Genomic DNA, 22970 nt, shown 5'->3' with positions numbered 1-22970 from the left:
TATAATTCTTGTTAGAGTTTTAATAAATGTCTAGCTCCAGCGCCCTGTTCAGCGGCGAGACGCCTTCGCGCTCCGCCCTACGATAAGTCAACATCGGTTCGCTTGCGCTCACCGTGTTTCCTTTATCTCGGTTGGAGCACTCCAGGCCATACGCCGCTGAACAGGGCGCTTGCGCTTTTCTTATGAGGTGAAATTCGTGTCTATTCATGTAGTTTTATATCAACCACAAATTCCTTCTAACACGGGGAACATTGCCCGGACCTGTGCCGGAACCGATACCACGTTGCACTTGATTCGGCCATTAGGCTTTTCGACGGATGATAAGATGTTAAAAAGAGCTGGATTGGATTATTGGCAATATGTAAACATCGTTTATTATGATTCATTAGATGAATTTTATCAAAAAAATGCTGGTGGTCAATTTTTCTATCTAACGAAATTCGGGAATAAGCCACATAGTACCTTTGATTATAGTGACCCAAGCCAAGAGTATTATTTTATATTTGGCCGGGAAACAACCGGCCTCCCAAAAGACGTTATTGAAAAAAATAAAGATGTTGCACTAAGGATTCCGATGACCGATCATATTCGTTCCTTAAATTTATCTAATACGGCGGCCATTCTCATTTACGAGGCATTGCGCCAGCAAAACTACGCACACTTAAACTAAACGAAAAAGCTGCCTGATTACGGCAGCTTTTTGCATACTTATTTAGTTGAGCCTGGCTTATCATTATAACCTGAAGTGAAGATTGCTGCTAAGAATGCAATCATTACTAAAATAACGATGAAAGTGTTCATGTTATGTATTGCTCCCTTCGTCATACAACTTATCATTATGGATGATTATATATTTTTATTATAGCCTAACTTTCCAAAATGAAAAGGGCAAGTTTCATTTTATTGTAACAAAAAAGATAGACAGTAACTCCTTTGGGTCACGCATGTTCAAGTCTATAGATGCATAGAGTATATTAATCGTCTCTGATTAAGCTCCAGGGGGAGGGTATATATGGATATTCTAAAAAAAATCGAGATGTTTCGCGAGGAAGAAGAAAAGCTCCGTTGGGAAGGATCGTTCGCTGATTATTTGCAGTTGTTGAAAGAGAAGCCATGGGTAGCACAATCTGCACATTCAAGAGTTTATAATATGCTTAAGGACGCTGGAATTACCGAAGAAAAAGGGACGAAGAAGTATGAATTCTTTAGCAACCAATTATTTGGATTAGAGGAATCACTTGAGCGGCTTGTTGAAGAATACTTTCATCCGGCAGCAAAAAGATTGGATGTTAGAAAGCGGATTTTACTGTTAATGGGTCCGGTAAGCGGGGGGAAGTCCACGCTTGTCACGATGTTAAAAAGAGGGCTGGAAGCTTATTCACTCACAGATAGAGGTTCTGTATTTGCTATTAAAGGATGTCCGATGCATGAGGATCCGCTTCATCTTATTCCACATCATTTACGCAAGGATTTCCATGATGAGTACGGGATTCGGATTGAAGGCAATCTTTCACCACTGAACATGATGCGGCTCGAGCAGGAATATGGTGGTCGAATTGAGGACGTTTTAGTGGAACGAATCTTCTTCTCGGAAGATAAACGAACAGGGATTGGTACGTTTAGTCCATCCGATCCGAAATCACAGGATATTGCTGACTTAACAGGAAGTATTGATTTTTCAACGATTGCGGAGTTTGGATCGGAATCAGACCCAAGGGCCTACCGCTTCGATGGGGAGCTTAATAAAGCGAACCGGGGGATGATGGAGTTCCAGGAGATGTTAAAATGTGATGAGAAATTCCTCTGGCATTTGCTGTCGCTAACACAAGAGGGAAATTTTAAAGCAGGCAGGTTTGCGTTAATCTCAGCGGATGAATTAATAGTCGCGCATACTAATGAAACAGAATATCGCTCCTTTATCTCTAATAAGAAAAATGAAGCGCTCCATTCCAGAATTATTGTTATGCCAATTCCTTATAATTTAAAGGCTTCTCAAGAAGAGAGAATTTATGAAAAAATGATAAACGAAAGTGATGTATCTGATGTTCACATTGCCCCGCATACATTAAAAGTAGCTGCAATGTTTACCATTCTTACGCGCCTTAAGGAACCGAAAAAAGGCGATGTTGATATATTGAAGAAAATGCGTCTTTATGACGGTGAAAGCGTAGAAGGGTTTAATATGGCAGACGTTGATGAACTGAAAAAGGAATATCCTGATGAAGGCATGAGCGGGATTGACCCGCGTTATGTAATAAACCGAATTTCATCCACAATCATTCGAAAAGAAGTACCTTCCATTAATGCGTTGGATGTTCTAAGATCTCTCAAAGACGGGCTGGATCAACATCCGTCAATAACTGCCGAGCTCAGGGAACGATATATGAATTATATCTCCTTAGCCCGGAAAGAATATGATAATATTGCCAAGAATGAGGTTCAAAAAGCGTTTGTCTACTCGTATGAAGAATCGGCAAAAACATTAATGGATAATTATCTGGACAATGTTGAGGCCTATTGCAATAAATCAAAGCTTCGTGACCAGTTAACTGGGGAAGAAATCAATCCGGATGAAAAACTAATGCGTTCGATTGAGGAACAAATTGGTATTTCTGAAAACGCAAAGAAAGCCTTCAGGGAAGAGGTATTAATCAGAATTTCTGCCTTTGCGAGAAAAGGAAAGCGCTTTGACTATAACTCCCATGACCGCCTGCGCGAGGCCATTCAGAAGAAGCTGTTTGCTGATTTAAAAGATGTAGTGAAGATTACCACTTCATCAAAAACCCCTGACGAACAGCAGTTGAAGAAAATCAATAATGTTGTTGCCCGCTTAATTGACGAACATGGCTACAACTCGACATCAGCAAATGAATTGCTGAGATATGTCGGAAGCTTATTAAATCGATAATGAAGAATTAAAATAGTGAGGACTGGCAGAACGTATCTGTCAGTCTTATTTTTTCTTAGTCACTAAATAGGTAAACCTGTCCATTTTTAATAGGCAAAAAACCAATTGTCGAAATTATTTGTAAATTATTCTGCGTTTCTGCATAGGATAAAGTAATCTATATTTTATCTAATTTTTTCACTCGGGTTATTGTATGTTAGTGATTCAAAAGTGTGCAGTTTTAATTTGAATAATTTGATAAGGAGGGGTTTACATTGTCAGTTAATAACCATCAATTTGTCATTTCAAGAGAAGATTGGTCCCTCCACCGTAAAGGCCACGATGACCAGCAGCGGCATCAGGAAAAAGTCCAGGAGGCAATTCGCAACAATCTTCCAGACTTAATTACAGAAGAGAGCATAATTATGTCAAATGGCCGAGATGTGGTAAAAATTCCAATACGATCATTGGACGAATATAAAATTCGTTATAATTATGAGAAAAACAAACACGTGGGCCAGGGGAACGGTGACAGTCAGGTCGGGGACGTAGTGGCACGTGACGGTTCAAGCGGGCAGAAAGGTCCTGGCAAAGGCCAAGGTGCAGGGGATCAAGCCGGTGAGGATTATTTTGAGGCAGAAGTGTCATTAATGGAGTTGGAGGAAGAATTATTTAAGCAATTAGAGCTTCCGAATCTTAAAAGAAAAGAAGAGCAAGAACATTTAGTTGAAAACATTGAATTCAACGATATCCGCAAAACAGGTTTAATGGGAAATATTGATAAGAAACGGACGATGATGTCTGCTTTTAAACGGAATGCCATGAATGGTAAACCTGCATTTCACCCGATTTACAAGGATGACTTGAAATTCAAAACTTGGAATGAAATTGTGAAACCAGATTCGAAAGCGGTAGTCATCGCGATGATGGATACAAGTGGTTCTATGGGTATTTGGGAAAAATACATGGCTCGCAGCTTTTTCTTTTGGATGACCCGTTTCTTGAGAACTAAGTATGAAACGGTCGAAATTGAATTTATTGCCCACCATACCGAGGCGAAGGTTGTTACTGAGGAAGACTTCTTCTCGAAAGGAGAAAGCGGTGGAACGATTTGTTCATCCGCATACCGCAAAGCCCTGGAGATCATTGATGCCAAATATAGCCCACGAAAGTTCAACATTTACCCATTCCACTTTTCAGATGGTGATAATCTCACATCAGATAATGCCCGCTGTGTGAAATTAGTAGAAGAATTAATGAAGGTTTCGAATATGTTCGGCTATGGCGAGGTCAATCAATACAACCGTCATTCGACTTTAATGTCTGCTTACAAGAACATCAAGGATGAACATTTCCGCTATTATATTCTCAAACAAAAAGCAGATGTATTTCATGCGATGAAGAGCTTCTTTCAAAAAGAAGAAACAAGTTTGTATGCGTAGGATTAAAGAAAAATCGGCAGGTGCCTGACACCCGTCGATTTTTTTGGGGAAACAATTGGTATAGACTACTATACACAGCTAATGTTAAGATTAAGCCATAACCCGAAAGGATGTAATGAGGATGACTTCGAATGATATTCCTATTTTACTTAAAGGAATTCAAGTTTATACAGAAGAAAATATGATTGAAAATGGATATGTGAAAATAAATGGTCAAAAAATAATCGAAATAGGTTTAATCGAACAGCTAACAAATGAAGATGAATGTGAAGTGATTGAACTCCCAGCCCGCTTTAAGGCCATTCCAGGCTTTATCGATGTTCATATTCATGGGGTTAATGGAGCCGATACAATGGATGCTACAAAGGAAGCGCTGGATACAATGACCGCAGCCCTCCCCAAAGAAGGAACAACTAGCTTTTTAGCGACAACCATGACGCAAGAAGGTAAACAAATTGAAAGGGCATTAATAAATGCCGGACAATATATCGAAGGGCAGCAATCCCCGGGGAAAGCAGAAATACTTGGTCTGCATCTAGAAGGGCCATTTGTGAACGCTAAAAGAGCAGGGGCACAGCCAATCCAGCATATCATTGACCCAGACCTTGCCTTATTTAAGGAGTGGCAGGAACTGACTAAGGGAAATATTAAACTTGTCACCATAGCACCCGAACGACCTGGTGGTTTAGAAATGATACGTTTTTTAAAGGAAGAGGGGATCATCGCTTCAATTGGTCACACCGATGCAACCTTTGAAGAGGTAAACGAAGCCATCGAAGCTGGTGCAAACCACGTAACCCATCTCTTTAATCAAATGAGGGGATTACACCACCGTGAACCAGGTGTTGTTGGGGCTGCATTCCTGCACGATGAATTAATTGCTGAAATCATTGTCGATGGGGTTCATGTCCATCCGGAAATCGTAAAGCTCGCATACAAACAAAAGACGAGCGAGGGATTAATCTTAATTACAGATTCCATGCGGGCAAAATGCTTGAAAAATGGCAAATATGATCTTGGGGGTCAAGAAGTTACCGTTAAAGATGGAAAGGCTGTTCTTGATGATGGAACACTTGCTGGAAGCATTTTAAAGCTTGGACATGCTGTCAAGAATACTTTGACCTATACGGGCTGTTCTCTTTTAGAGGCCATTCAAATGGCATCTGTGAACCCTGCCAAACAATTGAATATTTATGACCGGAAAGGCAGTATTACAGTAGGGAAAGATGCAGATATCATTATTATCGATGAAAATATGGAAGTCTATATGACCATATGCCGCGGATTAACTGCTTTTAGAAAGGAAGAAACTAATGAAAATGATTGAAGTAGAGAATTACGAGCAAATGAGTGAAAAAGCTGCTGAATATATAATCGACAGGGTAACAAATCTTCCAAGCATAAAACTTGGCCTAGCTACAGGCGGGACACCAATCGGAACTTATAAACATTTAATTGAAGATCATCAAAAGAACGGGACGTCTTATCGTAACGTAACAACCTTTAATTTAGACGAATACATTGGACTTTCAGGTGAAAATAAAAATAGTTATCGCTATTACATGAATGATTTGTTTTTCAATCATATTGATATTAACAAAGGGAAAACACATATCCCACAAGGGGATGTTAGTGATATCCAAAGGGAATGTCTTCGCTACGAAGAATTAATTACTGAAAATGGAGGGATTGATTTACAAATCCTTGGAATTGGCGGCAATGGTCATATCGGATTTAATGAACCGGGGACATCCTTTCATTCCATAACACATATTGTCGATTTAGCCCCATCTACAATCGAAGCAAACGCAAGATTCTTTACCCAATTGGAGGAAGTTCCTACGAAGGCAATAACGATGGGGATATCAACCATTATGAAAAGTAAAGAAATTCTACTCCTCGTTTCCGGGGAAAGTAAAAAAGAAGCACTGGATAAACTTATGAACGGTTCTGTCGATGAAAGTTTTCCTGCCTCAATTTTGAAAAATCATCCACGGGTTACAATAATTGCGGATAAAGCAGCAGTGGCTGATTAACAGGTTAGCCACTGAAGTATTGCTACTTTAAATTAGATAGTCCAACTCCCGTAACTTGCGGGTTAATGCAGAAAGGTGTAAAAGGAGAATGATTAATAAGAATTCCCCCATCCCGCTTTATTATCAACTGGAAGAAAACATTAAACAGTTAATTGAAAAAGGTGAGTTAAGACCTGGAGATTCATTGCCAGCAGAAAGAGAATATGCAGAGAAATACCAAATTAGCCGAATGACAGTAAGACAGGCCTTTACACAACTAGTCAATGAGGGATATTTACATCGTATCCAAGGAAAGGGAACTTTTGTCTCTGAACGGAAAATTGAACAAACGCTACAAGGTTTGACAAGTTTTACGGAGGATATGAAAGCCAGGGGTTTGGAGCCGGGGAGCGAACTGATTCACTTGAAAATTATTCCTGCTCCAAGTCAGATTTCCTTGCTGCTATCTATTCCCGAAGATGATCCAGTCTATGATATCAAACGAATTCGCTTAGCAGATGGGGTACCAATGGCATTAGAAACTAATTATATTTCAGCGAATCTCATTAAGGGTATTACCGAACAAATTGTGAACCAATCTTTATACGCGCATATTGAAAATCAATTAAACCTAAGCATTGACAGCGCCTCACAAATTATCGAGTCGTCAATTGCTAGTCTAGACGAAGCAAAATATTTAAAAATTACTAAAGGGGCACCAGTATTGCTAATCCAAAGAAATTCCTTTTTAAAGGATGGTACTCCTGTTGAATTTGTAAAATCAGTCTACCGTGCGGACCGTTACAAATTTATGATTCAGATGAAACGGTCGTAGTGATATTGGTCCTAAAAGACGTTTATTACCATTAATACTTTCTCCTGAAAAAATGAAAAATAAGAAGGCAAGAGATTTTTTTGCAAAAGGAGGAAGTTCGATTGATAAAAAAACCTGTTGGCGTCCTAATATCAGCGATTCTCACAGTGGGACTTGCTGCTTGTAATAACAACGATAAAAATAATCTTAATGAACATACTGACAATAGGGTAGGGATGAACACAAACCGAAACAATCCTATTGATGTTCGTTATAATAACGGAATTGACAATAATGGACCATTAACTGTGAATGATCGTTATCGAGGACGGGATGATTTTAATCTGTTTAATGTGAAAAATAATGACCGAAAAAACGATGATATGATTTCGGCTTATCAAACAACCATGAACAGTGATCAGTATCCTCACACAAGGGCTGTGTTAATAAAAGATGCGAAATATCAGTTTATTACCATGGATCCAAGACAAGGAAATGGGTTTCAGCCAGGCGTAGTTCAACAAGTCCCATCGTATTATCAGCAGCAAAGACCAACAGCCAAAACACCGGTACAACATAATGTGCCGCAGCAGACACAACCAGTACCAAAGGAAACACAGCCGACACCGGCAGTACCAAAGGAAACACAGCCGACACCGGCAGCACCAAAGCAAACACAGCCAGCACCGGCGGCGCCAAAGCAAACACCAACGCCGGCACCAAAGCAACCTGGACAGACACAAACTAACGCACCAGCGACTGGAACGGTTAGTCAATATGTCCAACAAGTCATCGATTTAACAAATACACAGCGAAGTAAAAATGGGCTTCCAGCGTTAAAAGCAGATACTCAGTTAAACGGCGTTGCCCAAAAGAAAGCAGTAGATATGCAGCAAAACCATTATTTTTCACATACTAGTCCAACATATGGCTCCCCGTTCGACATGATGAGGGATTTTGGCGTGACTTATAAATCAGCGGGCGAAAATATTGCCCAGGGTCAACGCTCGCCGCAAGAAGTGGTGACTGCTTGGATGAATAGTGAAGGACATCGCAAAAATATTCTCAGCGCAAATTATACTCATATAGGGGTAGGATTTGAAGAAGCGGGAAAACACTGGTCACAAATGTTTATTGGGAAATAAGAAAAGCGTAAGCGCTATGGTCAGCGGTGTCTCTCCGCTAGGGCGCTGAAGCAGACAATTCTCAAAGTTCAATGATATGGAACTTATAAAGAACCGACGGTTGAATAAAAAACACCGTCGGTTCTTAATTGTTCTTGCTGATAGTAATAGCAGGAAATTCAAAATAAAAAGCTGTACCTGTACCCATCCCACTTTTTACATTTACGGTACCATCCATGGCACGGACGATACTATAAACAACCATCATTCCGAGACCGGTACCATTTTTCCCTTTTGTTGAATAAAACGGCTCTCCAAGTCGTTCAAGTTGTTCTTGCGACATTCCGATTCCTGTGTCACTGACAATTATTGTAACAAAGTTCTGACTATACTCTGTTGAGATTGTTAAATAACCGCCATTTGGCATTGCTTCAATCGCATTTTTCATCACATTGACAAAGCATTGACGAAACGCTTGAGGGTCTCCGGTTATAAAACCAATGATTGAAAAATCCGTTACTATTTCGACCGAATTTTTATTAGCTAATGGCTGAAGAAGATTGATTATTTGCCTGAGTTCACTTTTTACATTAATCTCCTTGGACATCTCAATTGAGGGCTTGGCAAAGGTTAAATAATCTTGAATAACCCTTTCAGCCGAACGTAGTTCTTCTCTTACGATGGACAAGTACTCTTTCCTTTTTTGCCTTGAAAGATAATCATCTTCGAGCAGCTGGACAAATCCGCTTGCAGCTGTCAGTGGATTTCGAATCTCATGAGAAATGGCAGCTCCCATTTGTTCAACAGCTTTTAACTTTTCTGCTTTAATTAGCTGCTGCTTTATTTCTATATTTTCTTTAAAATATTCAATTGAATAGGAAATAATCCCGATTCCGCATGCAGGGATAACAAGGTAAGCAAACCAGGCATCCAGCCAATAGGAGTTGTTATTCTCTAATTCCATCCCGAAAACTGTAAGAGCTCCAATCACCATGCCCAAACAAACGGAAATAAAAACACGTCGGAGAGGGAGCTGCTTTAAAAACCAGGGGTATAACCGCCATGCGGCAATCGAAAATGGAACATAAAGAATGATTGATTGATAAAAGCCATCATTTATTCCATAGAAACTTCTGATGACAATAGTTGCCACCACAAGAATTGGACCGATACCGAGGTATAGGGCGCCAATGACTAATGGAATACTCCTTAAATCATACCTGGCATAAGAAATCGGATTATAGGAGAATTGTATACAGATCCATATCATAACGAAAAAAAATAATATAATAGAGGATTTAGACAAGGTGAATTTTTTATTTTTTTCGAGAAAGATAAAGCAAAAAAATAATAGTATGATTAATATGGAGAGATTTAAGAAAAGGTGTTTTGTAATTTCCATTAACATCACCATCCATTAAGGCCCGATAGGGAAATTTTACATGTATTTGCAACAAGATACAACAGAATTTGTGAAATAATAAGAAAAAAACGACACTCCGCACTGGTTTTCATAAAAAGGAGGGAATTGCCTATAAACAATCCCTCACATACTATATTTGTAGGCTGTGATGGTATTTCGGCCATTTGATTTAGATAAATAAAGGGCGGAATCAGCCATTTTGATTAACGCCTGCGGTGTTGCTGATGAAGTAGGAACGATGGTAGCAAGACCAATACTTAGTGTAACGATATCTGCAATTTCCGAGCTGCTGTGAGGAATTCTAAGTGACTGAATGGTCTCCTGAATGTGTTGTGCTACTTTCATTCCATCTTTTGTTTTAGTAGAAGGCAAGATCAGAGCAAATTCTTCCCCGCCATAACGACAAAAAGTATTATCTGAGTTATCGCTAATTTTACTTTTTATGGCTCCGGCAATGGACTGCAAGCAAAAGTCTCCAGTAAGATGACCGTAGGTATCATTGTATTTTTTAAAGTAATCAATATCGAACATGATTAAGGTAATTGGCGAATTGGATGAAATCGAGTTGATCCATTCATTCGCAAGCGTTTCGTCAAAATATCTTCTATTTGAGATACCTGTTAAACCATCCATATAGGATAGTCGATTTAGCAGCTCATTAGCCTCTTGTAACTTTTGTTCAGTTAATTTCCGTTCAGTAATATTCCTTGAAACGATAATGACCTTTTTGCTGCCGTCTTCTTCGAAGTGGACGCTCTTTAGCGTCGATTCAATCCAAACATAGTCACCCAAACTTGAACGATACCTGTAGGTTGATTCAGCAACACCCTCATGGAGTGCTTTTTCGAACATTTCATTCGTACGTTCGACATCTTCAGGATGGATAAAATTCTCCATCTTTTTCCCTAGTAATTCTGGATATTCAAAATGGATGATTTCTTTCACTGCCGGAGAAATATAAATATACTCTGCCTTTTCATTGTGCATCGTGATCATGTCACTAGAATATTCAGCAATTAACCGAAAACGTTCTTCCGTTTCTTTTAATTTATATTGTGCTTCATTTGATTCCACAACGAATACAAAAAAGTGATACGCTATAAAACCACCAATTAATGAAATAAGATAATGAATGGTTAAAAGAGTTTTAAGGGTATGTAAATCATCAATTTTTATAAAAAAGATGATTGATAGAATTAACAAAGCGCAAAGATTCATAACAAAGGCCTTTAATGTGCGAGAAAGCCGAAGCTGTGATATCGTCCCACAAACGAGTCCAATTAATAATGCCCCAATTGATGGGAGTATGGCCGCATGGCTAAAACCGAAAAGGATCATTCTTCCAATTGCGATAATAACAGATGCCATGATTGCCGGTATAAATCCGCCAAATGAGGCTGCAATAACGATAGCCAAGTGGCGTAAGTCAGCAATGCTTTCGGAATTTATCTGGATACTAAACAACATTAGAATATTACCAAGAACCCCGAAAAAAATCCCCCATAAAAGTTTAGATGATAAAGGTGAGGAAAAGCGTAAAGGCTTATCTTTAAATAACACTCCCATCATTGAGAAGGAAGCTATTAATAGTGTAGCATTCGAAATAAAATCTCTTAACATGTAAATTCTCCTGAAATCAAATTGAAGTACTTCTGGTATTGTGAGGATTAATTTCCTTAAATGAGTAAAGCATTCCAATTATACTATGAATTTGATATTTATGACAAAAAAATAATAATTCGACATAAAAAACGGCTGCCAGTAATTTGGCAGCCGAACATTTATCTCCATTTAATCTCCTGCAGCAATTCCTGCCTAAATAATTGAATCAAAAATTCATTATAAAAATCTTTTCTTACGATGACTTGATACTTGTTGTTAGGATGAATGTAATAATGGATATCGGTTAAGATTTTATTGTCCTCAAAAAACTCGCGAACTTTTATTAGTCTTTTCTTTAACTCACTATCAAATAATGTAATCAAGAATTCAATATCATCCCCGTTAGCTATTTCCTTCAGTTCGAGAAGGTTTTCGTCATATTTATAATCTATATTCATCGGTAACCTCCTAAATTAAATACCTTAAGTAGATATACACCGTACAAATGACGATGGAAAGGATCATTAAAGGAAAGGCGATTAATAGGAATTTACCAAATGTAATCGAATGACCTTCCTTTGCGGCAAGCCCTGCAACAATCACGTTAGCACTGGCCCCAATTAACGTACCGTTACCGCCCAAGCAGGCACCCAGTGATAAACTCCACCATAGCGGTTCTAAATTACTGACTCCAAGTTCCCCCATATCTTTAATCATTGGAATCATTGTAGCGACAAACGGTATATTATCAATAAATGCGGATGCAATCGCACTAACCCATAGTATTAAAATCGCTGTCGATTTTACATCTCCTCCGGTAAGGTGAACGGAATAATCTGCTAATTTTGAAATAACCCCAGTTTCAATCAATCCCGAGACAAGAACGAAAAGACCGATAAAGAAGAATATGGTTGTCCATTCAACCTTCAAAAATGCCTTATCCAAATATTTTTCACCGGTTAAGAGAAGTAACAGAAAAGCCCCGGTTAATGCCACGGTTGCCGACTCAATGTGAAGCAGTTGATGCAGAAAGAAGCCTAAGATAGTGACGGTAAGAGCAATTAAAGACTTCCTTAAAAGGGTTTTATCAGTAATTTCTTCTTTTTCATCCATATCCATAAGGTTTGCCTTTAATTCGTCAGATGTCCGAAGCTGTTTTCGGTAAATGAAAGCCAATATTGCGATATTAACAAATAGGATAAAGAATGAAATAGCCGTTAGGTTGTTGATGAACGCCATAAAGGTAAGCTCTTTTACCGCACTGCCGAGCATAATATTCGGCGGGTCACCGATAAGTGTAGAGGTTCCCCCAATATTTGAAGCAATAACCTCAGTTATTAAAAAAGGGATCGGATTCACTCGTAATTGTCTGGTGATGCTGAAGGTAACCGGAACCATTAAAAGAACTGTTGTGACATTATCTAAAAAGGCAGAACCAAGGGCGGTTATAATTCCTAAGACGACTAATATTTTTAATGGATCTCCTTTCACTTTTTTAGCTGCCCATATTGCTATGTATTTGAACAGACCTGTCTCGGCGGTAATAGCGACAATAATCATCATTCCAGTCAATAAGCCGAGTGTATTAAAATCAATATGATGCAGTGCCTTTTCTTGCCCGACGATGCCGAGCAGGACCATCATGATACCGCCTGCCATGGCAATGATGGTACGGTGTATTTTCTCGGTGACGATGAAGGCGTATGTGATAAGAAATACCCCAATTGCGATGATTGCCTGAGTTGACATTTACCGACCTCTTCTCCTAAGAATTTATATGGTGTCTTAAAAAAATACAAAAGGAGCCTGTTTTGACAGACTCCACCATAATTCACCATATATTAAATTATCTTTATTTTATTAAACTCTTCTTTAGATGTAAAGAAATAATTTTTCTGAAAATTAAGTCGATGTTATAACCCTATTTTTCTGATAAAATCCACTGTTTCTTCATGCTCTCGTTTTACTAATTTAAATAACCGTTTATCTCTCTTTACAAGGGGCAATCCGTTATCATCGGCAATTGGTCTTGTTTGGGAAGTACCTTCTAAGACTTTCCACTTACCTGCTCTATGTTCCATCCGAAGGTCAATAATCCCAAGCCGGTTCCCAAAGGCACCAGCCATCACAACGGGTTTACCATTGATTGCACCTGATTCCAAATTAGTATTAGGCAGGTTTTGAAAAATGGGTCCAGGGAAGGTGCTATGCGAATGTCCAGCAAGTATTGCGTCAATTTCGGGAATTTGTGTTAAATAATAAACAGCATTTTCGGTGTCGGGGCGATAGGCTTCATTACTAATACCAGTGTGGGCAAGGGCAATGATAATATCTGCCCCATCAGCCTTCATGATGGGCACAAATTCCTTCGCTGCATCTACAATTGGTTTGGCAAAGACTTTTCCTTCAAGATTGGCTCGGTCCCAGCTCATAATTTGTGTGGGCATGAAACCGATTACGCCAATTTTTAATTCTTGCTGACGCCCGGATAAGTCAACCACATTCCTTTTAAGAATGACATAGGGAGCAAAGTAAGGCTTATTCTTTTTTACGGAAAAGACATTGGCATTGACAGCAGGCATTTTCGCACCTTTTAAGGCTGTATTTAAGAATTTTAACCCATAGTTGAATTCGTGATTCCCGATGGCAATAGCATCATAGTTTAGATAGTTAAAGGCTCGATAAACCGGATGTACCTTTCCTTTTTGCATCCCCCTGATTCTAGCTAAATACTCTCCAAGTGGATTTCCCTTTAAATGGTCGCCGACATCAAATAATAACGTATTCATTGCTTCGCTTCTTGCCTGGTGGATAAGTGAGGCTGTTTTGACGAGACCAACTCGCTGATTTGTCTTTGTCTGATAATAATCATAATTAACTAAATCTGCATGTAAATCTGTCGTTTCAAGAATTCTTAATTCAACTATTCCTTGATTATTTTCGACTGCATGTAAAAGAGTAGGAAATGAATGCCAAAAAAGAATGATTGTAATGAGTGGAAAAGCAATTTTCTTTTTAAGCAATATGATAACCTCCATGATGAACTTTTTTAAAAGTAATGGTAGTATTTGCTTATTTATAAGAATTATAAGGGAAACCTTAATGAATCAGCCTGCTTTCTTGTGCTTTCCTTTTAAGACGGCCGCCATACTTTTCAATTGGACCTTTCAATATTAAACCGAATAATAATGAGATAATAGCGATAAATAGCAAGACTGTAAGGTCTCTTTTCACTACCTCCCAAAGTATTCCGCCAGTTGCTTCTCTCATTAGGCTAATCGCATAGGTAAATGGTAAATACGGATTGAGTTTTTGGAAAAAGGCTGGCATGACTTGGATGGGGAAGGTTCCGCCCGACCCTGATATTTGTAAAACAAGAAAAACAATTGACAATCCCTTACCAACGTTTCCGAAAATGGAAACGAGCGTGTAGGTAATTAAGATAAATAAAGCACTAATTAGGAACGCAAAAAGGATAAACCACAGTTTAGCAGCTACATATGTCTTCAGTAAAAAGATATCCCCAATTGAGACAATAGCTGCTTGCCCTAACCCAATCGTTAAAAAGGTTAGAAATCGCCCTAAATAAAGGTGATTCGGATGATAGTTTTCCGGCAAGTTATTTAGTCCAACTGGAACCATCGAAATAAGCAGCGTGGCGCCAACCCAAAGGGCTAAGGTAGTAAAAAACGGTGACATCGCTGAACCGTAATTTGGAATTGGAAAAAGCCGTTTTTCCTTTAACAGAACTGGATTGGCAAAAAAGTCACTTTCCTTTCGGACGTCGTTTCTTAGTAAATCAATGATTTCACGAATATCCTCTGATTTTTCAAATTCGCGAATTTTCTTGGCAAGAAAGGAGATTTTCTGTTTTACCGCGGGGAAATTCCTTTTTATCAGAGCGATGTCTCTTTCCCCAATGGCTATTCCGTTAGAAGCATCGGCAAGTATTCCCTTTACTTGCGGAAGCGTTTCTTCTGCATTCGTAAGAATATCGTTCGCTTTGGTCGGGATTCTTTTTGCTGTATCGCCTACTTGCTTAATTTTAGGGGCAATCTGTGAGTCGAATTGATTTAGTATTGACCCAAGGTTCGAGGAAGACTCCTTAGAAAGTTGATTGGTCATTTCTAATAATGTCATTGAAAGTGCTTCAAGGCCTTGGATTGTTTTAAGATTGTTTAACAGATTCTCTGAAGAATTCTTTTGTTGTGTTAACATTGCCAATTGCGGATCAAAGGCGGAGGAGTTTCCCATCCCATTAAGTTTTTCAAACAGGCTGATTAAGAGTGTATCCAGCTTAATGAGCGTATTTAGGCGGGTTATACCTTCGTTTATTGCACTTTTTTTATCCTCAGCATTTGCGGTATCCGATAATAACAGGTCAGTAATTTGCTGGAGGGTTCCAGCTGTTTGCTGCATATAAATTAGATTTAGTTTAACGGTCGGAGCTAGGTTTGCAAATGTTTCTTCATTGCGGTCAAGAAACGTGGTTATTTGTCCGGATACATCACGGGCCCGAACAATAATCTCTTCTACTTTTGTAATATTACTTTGTAGATCGGCGATTATTTTATGAGCCTGATCCGCATCTTCATCTGCGGTGTTGATGATATTTTCGGCTTCGGACAAGTGGTCATCCAGCCAAAAAATCATTGTTTTCAATTTTTCAATATCTGGCAGGTTTTTTTGGAGCTCTATTCCAAGCTGATTAAAAATGTCGAAAATTACCCCATTTGCTGTCTTAATAAAATTCTTGCTAATTTCATCTTTTATCCCGGTTGCCCCTTTAGCTGTTATTTTCGGGGCTATCGCATTTATTTTTTCGTTCACTGCATAAATGAGTTCAGGCTTTTCCGGGTTATCATTTATTACGGTAGCGATTTTTGCTGAGAAATCCTTTGGTATCGTAACGCTGGCAAAATAGTTACCGCGCTCGACCCCTTTTTGGGCTTCAGCGGTATCGACAAATTTCCAGCCAAGCGATTTATTATCTTTTAGAGATTTGATAATTTCCCTGCCAATATTAATATTTTTTCCTTTTAATACAGCGCCCGTGTCATCATTTGAAACAACAATTGGAATGCCTTTCGTATTACCGTAGGGATCCCAAGAGGCTTTAATATTGAACCAGGCGTAAAGGGACGGGAGGATCATCAACGCGGTGATGATGATTGCGGCACCCCAATTGGTAACAATACTCAACAGATCGTCTTGATAAATTTTTAAAACCTTTCTCATTTATGCTAACCACCTAAAATTCTTCATTTGATTTTATTATCTGTCTGATTTGGCAGTTGATTCGGGATAGGGAAATTTTTTGATAATGGACAGAAAGTTGTCAAAAACATATGAATAAAAAATGAATTAATACGTTTTTAAAAATATCCATAATGAAAATTCTTTATAATGAAGCTATATTAACGTGGAGGGGAAACAGTATGAATATTACAACCATCATTGAATTAGAGAATCAGGAAGTTGAGCAAATTGCAGGCGCTAAATTAGTGTTTGCCCAAGAACAAATTGAAGAGAATATCATTGAAACATGTGTGGAATGTTTTAAGTTGGAAGATTCAACAGAAACGGTTACAACCGAAGATGCAATGCAACGGGTATTTGATCGGTTACAGCAAAGGGGAGTTATTCCTCCAAACGTAGAGGATTTTTCATTTGAAATGCCATCTTGTGAACGTCTAAAAAGAAAGACAGATAGCGAAACAGAGCTGCCGCAAAAAGTAATTCTCTCATTTATGTCATAAGGGAAGTTCCTCGGAACTTCTTTTTGTGCATTTTCTGAATTGCAGTGTGACATTAGTCAAAGAGATTTATCGAAAAGTATTTTATAATGATTGATGGAAATCGGCGGATTTTTCCAATCTGAATTGATGGAAACGCTTTCAGTTATAGTGGGAGGAGGGATTAGGACAGTTGAATTCATTAAGTAAAATTACCATTCTATCCGGTCACTTTGGCAGCGGGAAAACAGAGATCGCCATTAATTTAGCATTGGCTGAGAGACAGAAACATGAAAAAACCGCCATTAATGATTTGGATATTATTAACCCTTATTATCGTTCAAGGGATGCAGCGAGCATCTTTCAGGAGCATGATGTTGAATTGCTAGCTCCCAAGAATCGGCTTGCAGCTGCCGATCTCCCAATAGTGTCCGGTGAAATTTATCGTGTACTGCACGATCCAAGATACCGGTTAATCGTTGATGCCGGCGGTGATAAAGACGGGGCAGCTGCTTTAGGACAATATTATCATGAATGGAAGGATTTAAGTCCGGAATTACTGTTTGTCCTAAATGGGAATCGCCCGTATGTCAGTACTGTAGCTGGGGCTCAATATACGGTTGAGCAGATTGAAAATGCCTCACGCTTAAAGGTAACCGGGATTATTAATAACTCAAATATTGGCACTGAAACAACGATGAAAGATATTCAAAATGGTTATCAGTTAAGCAGTTGTTTAGCAGAAGAGCTGGATATTCCTTTTCTATATACAACTATTTCAGCCCATTTAAAAAAGGAAGCCGAAGATTTTGCGAGAAATCATCAAGTTGTATTTATCGAACGGTACATGAAATTACCTTGGGAGAGTTAAAGGAGTTGAATCCACATGGAGAAAAAAGTCGTTTTTAATGAGGACAATTGCAAATCCTGCAGTCTTTGTGTTCAAGTATGCCCGACAAATGTTATTTTTCTAACAGACTATTTAAATGGTAAAGGCTACAGGCCGGCAGCGGTTGTCGATCAGGAAAACTGCATTAGCTGCGCAAAGTGTGCGCAAATATGTCCAGATGCGGTAATCGCTGTCTACCGGCCAGTTAAAATCTTGCAAACTGTGTGATTGATAGAATGGAGGTTTTTATATGGGGAAAGTGTTAATGAAAGGGAATGAAGTGATTGCAGAGGCAGCAGTGCATGCGGGATGCAAGTATTTCTTCGGATATCCAATTACGCCGCAGAGTGAGCTAGTTGCCTATATGGCAAGACGGCTCCCCGAGGTCGGCGGATTATTTTTGCAAGCAGAGAGTGAAATTGCCGCTATCAATATGGTCTATGGCGCAGCGAGCACGGGTGTCAGGGTGATGACATCCTCCTCAAGCCCAGGATTTAGCTTGAAACAAGAAGGAATCTCTTATTTAGTTGGCTCCGAACTTCCTGCAGTTATTTGTAATATCGTTCGCGGCGGTCCAGGATTAGGAAATATTCAACCGGCCCAATCGGATTATTTCCAAGTCACAAAAGGCGGGGGACATGGCGATTACAATCTGCCTGTATTAGCGCCCGCCAGCCTGCAGGAAATTGTTGAATTAACAAAGGAGGCTTTCGATATTGCTGACCGTTACCGGACACCGGTGATATTGATGGGCGATGGTATGCTGGGACAAATGATGGAACCAGTTGAGTTTGGCGAACGTACTGAAACAGAGAAGTTTAAGAAGGAATGGGCAACAACTGGCACGCGCGGCGATGGCGGACCGAAAATCATAACATCGCTTGAGCTTGATGCCGAGAGTCTTGAGAGAAGAAATTGTAATCTTCAACAGAAATTCGCGCGCATAAAGGAAAATGAGATCCGCTATGAAACCTATTCAATAGATGACGCCGAATATATCATGGTTGCCTTCGGAACGACTGCACGAATAACGATGAATGCGATTAACAAGGCAAGGCAAGAAGGGGTCAAGGTTGGCTTGATTAGACCGATTTCCCTATGGCCATTCCCAGAAAAGCCGTTCATTGAAACAAGGGACCAAGTAAAAGCCTATATATCCGTTGAAATGAGTGCCGGGCAAATGATTGAGGATGTTAGATTGGCAGTCAATGGCCATGCTCCCGTAGATTTCTATGGCCGAACCGGCGGAGTCGTCCCTACCCAAGAAGAAATATACGATAAGATTATGATGGTTGCTAGGGGTGTTCAAGTATGACTATGAAAACGGTTTTTAAAAAAACGAATGGACTGACGGATAAGCCAACACATTACTGCCCCGGCTGTACACATGGAGTAATCCACCGTCTTGTTGGTGAAGTATTAGAAGAAATGGATATTTTAGAAGATACTGTCGGTGTTGCCTCTGTCGGATGTTCGGTGTTATCGTATGAGTATTTTAACTGTGACATGACGCAGGCTGCTCACGGCCGGGCACCTGCTGTCGCAACAGGGGTGAAGCGGGTACTGCCAAATCGAATTGTCTTTACGTATCAAGGTGATGGCGATCTTGCCTCGATAGGAATTAGTGAAGTGATTCATGCTGCCGCAAGAGGCGAGAATATCACGGTAATTTTCGTTAATAATGCGATTTATGGAATGACTGGCGGGCAAATGGCACCGACCACATTAATTGGCCAAAAAACGGCGACAACCCCATTTGGCCGAGATATTAGCATCCAAGGGTCGCCGATTAAAGTGTGCGAAATGATGGCGACACTGGATGGGGCTGCCTATATTGAACGGGTTTCCACCCATGATGTCCCACATATTCAGAAGACAAAGAAGGCGATCAGGAAAGCATTTGAAACGCAGAAAAAGGGCTTAGGTTTTTCAATGGTTGAGGTATTATCGACCTGCCCGACAAACTGGGGACTTGATCCGGCTGAATCGCTTGAGTGGGTGAAAGATCAGATGGTTCCCGTCTATCCTCTTGGTGTTTATAAGAACAAAGAGGGAGTGAAATGAACATGCTTGAAGAGATTATCATTGCCGGATTTGGCGGGCAGGGAGTTATGTCGATGGGACAGCTCATTGCCTACGCGGGAATGCTTGAGGGAAAAGGTGTTTCTTGGCTGCCTTCATACGGGCCCGAACAACGGGGAGGAACAGCAAATTGTGCGGTTGTAGTAAGTGATGAACCAGTTGGATCACCGCTTGTAACCAGACCCTCAACGGCCATCGTTTTAAATAACCCTTCGTTTGACAAGTTCGAGCCGCGTGTCCGACATGAAGGGTTGTTGATCATTAATTCTTCCCTCGTGGTTAGAACTTCAGAGCGAAAGGATATTAAGGTCATTGAAATAACAGCAACGGATATGGCTAATGATTTAGGGAATTCCCGGGTAGCCAATATGATTTTATTAGGTGCCTTTTTGGAATTGAAAAAACTAGTTTCAACTGAATCCATTATTGAATCGTTAAAGAAAGTTCTTTCAACTGATAAGCATCATTTGATTGAGGTGAACAAACAAGCATTGAAAAAGGGTGCCTCACTTGTCAATATAGAAATATCCTAAATAAGAAAAGCCAGCCCGCAATAAAATCAGGCTGGTTTTTTTCGGGAGTTATGCTGTTTTTTATTCTCGTAGCCAAAGAACCACCAGTTCCAGTCACCAAGCAGCTTCATTAACGCTGGGACAAGGACCATCCTTACAATGGTAGCATCAATAAAAATCGCCGTCGCAATTCCGACACCTAATTGTTTAATCGGCATCACGCCCGTGAAGGCAAAGGCACCGGTAACCACAATCATGATGGCAGCTGCCGAGGTAATTATTTTACTCGTATAAGTTAAACCAGATATTGTTGCTGCGCTGTTATCACCTGTTTTTAAGTAAAACTCTTGAATTCTGGAGATAAGGAAGACCTCATAATCCATCGAAAGTCCGAACACAAGCGTAAAAACAAACACCGGTAAAATTAGACCAATAGTAACAGGAGTTATTCCGAAATGCCCTTCCTGGAAAACCCAGACAACAATCCCAAACGTACACCCTAAGCTTAGCACATTCATCAAAATCGCCTTTACCGGAATGAGCACCGAGCGAAAGGCTGCCATAAGAATAATGAGTGTTGAAATAACGATCAGCAATAATCCATAGGGAGCCTTCTTGACAATTTCCGTAAAGATTTCCTGTTCAAATTTAATCCGTCCGCCAAATGATGCCTTTATTCCTAACTCTTTATTAGACCATGTGTTTACCCAATCTCTTGCTTTTGTAGAATGATCTCCGGTTTTTAAATACACTTCCAAAAGCATTTTATTATCTCTGATAAAGTATTCTTTCACGGGAGCTAATTTTGCTTTATCCCCGTAAGTAAGCAGTTGTAAAAGTTGTACGTCATCCTTAGTTCCTGTTGCGGAAAAGGCAGAGTCAACTGTATCGACAAGTCGATCTTTTTCTAATTCATTGATGACCTTAGTTACTTTTTTAATATTGTTTTTTTCCCAGACGTCTCCACGGGTTTCAAGGACAATCGTTACCTTTTTCTCATCACGTTTATCTTTCGCGATAAAATGTTCTTTGTAGGCTTCTATTGCTAATCTAGACGGGTATTTCGCCGGAAGAGAATCTGTGCCCGGTATCGTTAAGGTCATTTGCTTAACCGGCAGGAGCCCAATCAGCAGAATAGCCAATGCCGCCGCTGCCATCAGAACGGGACGACGCATCACAAACTGAGCAAGCTTGTGCCAAATGCTTGTTTGCGCACTAGATATCCTGAGTACACTCAATTTATTGATGTTTTTTCCTATTATTGCAAGTAATGCAGGGAGAAAAGTTAACGCGCATAACGCAGAAATAAACACAACCGTCATGCCGCCAAGGGCAACATTTTGAAAAATATCAATTTGAATAAACCAAAGACCTGATAAGCCGATAAAAACACAAAGACCGGAAAAAATTATCGAGCGGCCGGCTGTTGCAATCGTTATTTCAATCGCTTCTTGAATCGATTTGCTTTGTAATTCTTCTTTATAGCGATTAATAAATAACAAGGCAAAATCAATGCTTAAGGCAAGGCCAATCATCGGTACAATATTTAAGATGAAGATGGATAAATCAGCGCCATAACTAAAAAAGTATACAGTTCCCATGGTGATGAGGATTGAAATGATCCCGATGACTAACGGCAGAGAGGCTGCGACAAGACTTCCAAATGCAAGGACGAGGACCACTAGGGCAATTGGCAGTCCAATCATTTCCGCCTTTGCTAAATCTTCTTGGCTTGCAGCATTTAGGTCTTGAACAATAATTGGTTCCCCTGTCATGGTGACCTTTAAGCCCTGTTTGTTTTTTAGCAAATCCTTTAATTCGGCAATTTCCTTCCCTAGGCTCTCTGCGTTTTTGTTAAAAGTAAGAATTCCATAGGCATATTGATCTTTGATCATTCCGTCTCGGTCGTAAGGTGAAATAATCTTTTCTGCCCCATCAAAATCCGTTAATTTTTCAAAGGTGCCATCAATAAAATTCTTGAAGTTCTTGTCACTGACAGCTTTATCCTTTTCGAAAACAAGGATAATCGATGATTTGGCCTGTCCGAAGTCTCTTTCAAGTATTTTCCTTGTTTCATTATAATCGCCTTTATATTCAAAGCCATTACCGCTTAAAACTGATGGTAATTTTAAAGCTAAAAATCCAAACAAAAAAATGGCTAAAATCCAAAACATCAATACCCATTTTCGATTTCGGTATATGTATCCCGCTAATTTCTGCACGATCTCGTCTCCTTTTTATAAGGGAATGATTTCCTGATTATAGTATACAGAAGAAAACCAATATTTCGGATGACTATTTCGTGTCATTACTAATATGACTAAGGGAACCCCCTCGCTCGTTCTGTCAATTTTCCCCCGAATACAAGATGAAAATTCACCATTTGGTTAAACTAATGGAATAGACAAAAATGTTCAATGTTGATTTTACAAATGTAAAGAAATT

At 39.6% G+C, this 22970-nt stretch carries 20 protein-coding genes; 13 read left to right on the top strand and 7 right to left on the bottom strand.

Annotated elements, in window-relative coordinates:
- Positions 1–196: 196 nt before the first annotated feature.
- The 7 genes from trmL to ACIQCO_RS11190 all read left to right on the top strand — a co-directional run bounded on the left by trmL (position 197) and on the right by ACIQCO_RS11190 (position 8303).
- Positions 197–670 carry a tRNA (uridine(34)/cytosine(34)/5-carboxymethylaminomethyluridine(34)-2'-O)-methyltransferase TrmL gene (trmL, locus tag ACIQCO_RS11220; protein WP_400428501.1) on the top strand — a complete coding sequence of 158 codons (474 nt, stop codon included), beginning with the start codon at positions 197–199 and terminating at the stop codon, positions 668–670.
- A gap of 342 nt (positions 671–1012) precedes the next feature.
- The gene (locus ACIQCO_RS11215) at positions 1013–2908 is read left to right on the top strand and encodes a PrkA family serine protein kinase (RefSeq protein ID WP_400428500.1); all 1896 of its coding nucleotides are present in this window, start codon (positions 1013–1015) and stop codon (positions 2906–2908) included.
- Positions 2909–3162: 254 nt separating this feature from the next.
- A complete protein-coding gene (gene yhbH, locus ACIQCO_RS11210; protein WP_400428499.1) occupies positions 3163–4329 on the top strand; it encodes a sporulation protein YhbH in 1167 nt (388 codons plus the stop codon).
- Between the two features lie 121 nt (positions 4330–4450).
- Positions 4451–5656 carry an N-acetylglucosamine-6-phosphate deacetylase gene (nagA, locus tag ACIQCO_RS11205; protein ID WP_400428497.1) on the top strand — a complete coding sequence of 402 codons (1206 nt, stop codon included), beginning with the start codon at positions 4451–4453 and terminating at the stop codon, positions 5654–5656.
- The gene (nagB, locus tag ACIQCO_RS11200) at positions 5643–6365 is read left to right on the top strand and encodes a glucosamine-6-phosphate deaminase (protein WP_400428496.1); all 723 of its coding nucleotides are present in this window, start codon (positions 5643–5645) and stop codon (positions 6363–6365) included. The genes nagA and nagB overlap by 14 nt, the downstream gene beginning before the upstream one ends.
- A gap of 88 nt (positions 6366–6453) precedes the next feature.
- Positions 6454–7179, top strand: a complete 726-nt coding sequence (locus ACIQCO_RS11195; protein WP_400428494.1) for a GntR family transcriptional regulator — start codon at positions 6454–6456, stop codon at positions 7177–7179.
- A gap of 101 nt (positions 7180–7280) precedes the next feature.
- The gene (locus tag ACIQCO_RS11190; protein WP_400428492.1) at positions 7281–8303 is read left to right on the top strand and encodes a CAP domain-containing protein; all 1023 of its coding nucleotides are present in this window, start codon (positions 7281–7283) and stop codon (positions 8301–8303) included.
- Between the two features lie 124 nt (positions 8304–8427).
- Here ACIQCO_RS11190 and ACIQCO_RS11185 read toward each other — a convergent pair whose 3' ends face one another.
- The 6 genes from ACIQCO_RS11185 to ACIQCO_RS11160 form a co-directional block, all read right to left on the bottom strand.
- Positions 8428–9552 carry an ATP-binding protein gene (locus ACIQCO_RS11185; protein ID WP_400428491.1) on the bottom strand — a complete coding sequence of 375 codons (1125 nt, stop codon included), beginning with the start codon at positions 9550–9552 and terminating at the stop codon, positions 8428–8430.
- Positions 9553–9828: 276 nt separating this feature from the next.
- Positions 9829–11325: a sensor domain-containing diguanylate cyclase gene (locus ACIQCO_RS11180; protein ID WP_400428490.1), complete on the bottom strand. Its 1497-nt coding sequence runs from the start codon at positions 11323–11325 to the stop codon at positions 9829–9831.
- 161 nt (positions 11326–11486) lie between these two features.
- Positions 11487–11765, bottom strand: a complete 279-nt coding sequence (locus ACIQCO_RS11175; RefSeq protein ID WP_400428489.1) for a hypothetical protein — start codon at positions 11763–11765, stop codon at positions 11487–11489.
- Between the two features lie 10 nt (positions 11766–11775).
- On the bottom strand, positions 11776–13056 hold the full coding sequence (locus tag ACIQCO_RS11170; RefSeq protein WP_400428487.1) for an ArsB/NhaD family transporter: 1281 nt from the start codon (positions 13054–13056) through the stop codon (positions 11776–11778).
- Between the two features lie 164 nt (positions 13057–13220).
- Positions 13221–14330: a metallophosphoesterase gene (locus ACIQCO_RS11165; RefSeq protein WP_400428486.1), complete on the bottom strand. Its 1110-nt coding sequence runs from the start codon at positions 14328–14330 to the stop codon at positions 13221–13223.
- Between the two features lie 76 nt (positions 14331–14406).
- Positions 14407–16545 (bottom strand): YhgE/Pip family protein, encoded by a 2139-nt coding sequence (locus ACIQCO_RS11160; protein ID WP_400428484.1) that lies wholly within the window; start codon positions 16543–16545, stop codon positions 14407–14409.
- A 200-nt stretch (positions 16546–16745) separates the two neighbouring features.
- Between ACIQCO_RS11160 and ACIQCO_RS11155 the strand changes: the two genes are divergently transcribed.
- The 6 genes from ACIQCO_RS11155 (at position 16746) to ACIQCO_RS11130 (ending at position 20546) form a co-directional block, all read left to right on the top strand.
- Positions 16746–17066, top strand: a complete 321-nt coding sequence (locus ACIQCO_RS11155) for a hypothetical protein (RefSeq protein WP_400428483.1) — start codon at positions 16746–16748, stop codon at positions 17064–17066.
- 169 nt (positions 17067–17235) lie between these two features.
- The gene (locus ACIQCO_RS11150; protein ID WP_400428481.1) at positions 17236–17913 is read left to right on the top strand and encodes a hypothetical protein; all 678 of its coding nucleotides are present in this window, start codon (positions 17236–17238) and stop codon (positions 17911–17913) included.
- 15 nt (positions 17914–17928) lie between these two features.
- Complete coding sequence (locus ACIQCO_RS11145; protein ID WP_400428479.1) at positions 17929–18159, top strand: 4Fe-4S dicluster domain-containing protein; 231 nt, start codon at positions 17929–17931, stop codon at positions 18157–18159.
- Positions 18160–18181: 22 nt separating this feature from the next.
- Positions 18182–19246: a 3-methyl-2-oxobutanoate dehydrogenase subunit VorB gene (locus ACIQCO_RS11140; protein WP_400428477.1), complete on the top strand. Its 1065-nt coding sequence runs from the start codon at positions 18182–18184 to the stop codon at positions 19244–19246.
- Entirely contained in the window at positions 19243–19995 is a 753-nt protein-coding gene (locus tag ACIQCO_RS11135) for a thiamine pyrophosphate-dependent enzyme (protein ID WP_400428475.1), read from the top strand. The genes ACIQCO_RS11140 and ACIQCO_RS11135 overlap by 4 nt, the downstream gene beginning before the upstream one ends.
- Positions 19992–20546 carry a 2-oxoacid:ferredoxin oxidoreductase subunit gamma family protein gene (locus tag ACIQCO_RS11130; protein WP_400428473.1) on the top strand — a complete coding sequence of 185 codons (555 nt, stop codon included), beginning with the start codon at positions 19992–19994 and terminating at the stop codon, positions 20544–20546. Before ACIQCO_RS11135 ends, ACIQCO_RS11130 begins: the two co-directional genes overlap by 4 nt.
- 26 nt (positions 20547–20572) lie before the next feature.
- Here the strand turns inward: ACIQCO_RS11130 and ACIQCO_RS11125 are convergent, their stop codons facing one another.
- Positions 20573–22747 carry an MMPL family transporter gene (locus tag ACIQCO_RS11125; protein WP_400428471.1) on the bottom strand — a complete coding sequence of 725 codons (2175 nt, stop codon included), beginning with the start codon at positions 22745–22747 and terminating at the stop codon, positions 20573–20575.
- Positions 22748–22970: the final 223 nt, after the last annotated feature.

This window comes from Neobacillus sp. NPDC093127 (assembly GCF_044754175.1).
Lineage (GTDB): Bacteria > Bacillota > Bacilli > Bacillales > Cytobacillaceae > Neobacillus.
The sequence above is the reverse complement of the archived record's forward strand: the minus strand, read 5'-3'. Positions and strand labels throughout refer to the sequence as shown.

Bases quoted from the DNA above. Each gene is read 5' to 3' on its own strand.
- ACIQCO_RS11215 (WP_400428500.1), top strand. From the start codon at position 1,013: ATGGATATTCTAAAAAAAATCGAGATGTTTCGCGAGGAAGAAGAAAAG.
- nagA (WP_400428497.1), top strand. From the start codon at position 4,451: ATGACTTCGAATGATATTCCTATTTTACTTAAAGGAATTCAAGTTTAT.
- nagB (WP_400428496.1), top strand. From the start codon at position 5,643: ATGAAAATGATTGAAGTAGAGAATTACGAGCAAATGAGTGAAAAAGCT.
- ACIQCO_RS11195 (WP_400428494.1), top strand. From the start codon at position 6,454: ATGATTAATAAGAATTCCCCCATCCCGCTTTATTATCAACTGGAAGAA.
- ACIQCO_RS11185 (WP_400428491.1), bottom strand. From the start codon at position 9,552: ATGATATGGATCTGTATACAATTCTCCTATAATCCGATTTCTTATGCC.
- ACIQCO_RS11180 (WP_400428490.1), bottom strand. From the start codon at position 11,325: ATGTTAAGAGATTTTATTTCGAATGCTACACTATTAATAGCTTCCTTC.
- ACIQCO_RS11175 (WP_400428489.1), bottom strand. From the start codon at position 11,765: ATGAATATAGATTATAAATATGACGAAAACCTTCTCGAACTGAAGGAA.
- ACIQCO_RS11170 (WP_400428487.1), bottom strand. From the start codon at position 13,056: ATGTCAACTCAGGCAATCATCGCAATTGGGGTATTTCTTATCACATAC.
- ACIQCO_RS11160 (WP_400428484.1), bottom strand. From the start codon at position 16,545: ATGAGAAAGGTTTTAAAAATTTATCAAGACGATCTGTTGAGTATTGTT.
- ACIQCO_RS11155 (WP_400428483.1), top strand. From the start codon at position 16,746: ATGAATATTACAACCATCATTGAATTAGAGAATCAGGAAGTTGAGCAA.
- ACIQCO_RS11145 (WP_400428479.1), top strand. From the start codon at position 17,929: ATGGAGAAAAAAGTCGTTTTTAATGAGGACAATTGCAAATCCTGCAGT.
- ACIQCO_RS11140 (WP_400428477.1), top strand. From the start codon at position 18,182: ATGGGGAAAGTGTTAATGAAAGGGAATGAAGTGATTGCAGAGGCAGCA.
- ACIQCO_RS11135 (WP_400428475.1), top strand. From the start codon at position 19,243: ATGACTATGAAAACGGTTTTTAAAAAAACGAATGGACTGACGGATAAG.
- ACIQCO_RS11130 (WP_400428473.1), top strand. From the start codon at position 19,992: ATGAACATGCTTGAAGAGATTATCATTGCCGGATTTGGCGGGCAGGGA.